Here is a 292-nt window from a genome sequence, read left to right on the forward strand (position 1 = left end):
TCAAGATGAGATTTCCCATAGCGTAAGCTAGTAAGATCCCTGAAAGATGATCAGGTTGATAGGTTCGAGGTGGAAGCATGGTGACATGTGGAGCTGACAAATACTAATAGATCGAGGACTTAACCATATAATATGAAGCAATGTTATCTAGTTTTGAAAGAATATAAAAAACTTGTTGACTTTAAAAGTTAAATGAGTTACAATAATTCTTGTCTTAAATGAATACAGTCTGGTAATGATGGCAGAGAGGCCACACCCGTTCCCATACCGAACACGGAAGTTAAGCTCTCTA

The 292-nt window shown here is 37.3% G+C and carries 2 rRNA genes; both read left to right on the forward strand.

From position 1 onward, the window contains the following. A 23S ribosomal RNA gene (locus tag FOT98_RS31570) occupies positions 1-127 on the forward strand; the annotation flags it as partial. Positions 128-228: 101 nt separating this feature from the next. Further along, a 5S ribosomal RNA gene (gene rrf, locus FOT98_RS31575) occupies positions 229-292 on the forward strand; the annotation flags it as partial.

The organism is Bacillus sp. HY001, assembly GCF_007558965.1.
GTDB lineage: Bacteria > Bacillota > Bacilli > Bacillales > Bacillaceae_G > Bacillus_A > Bacillus_A mobilis.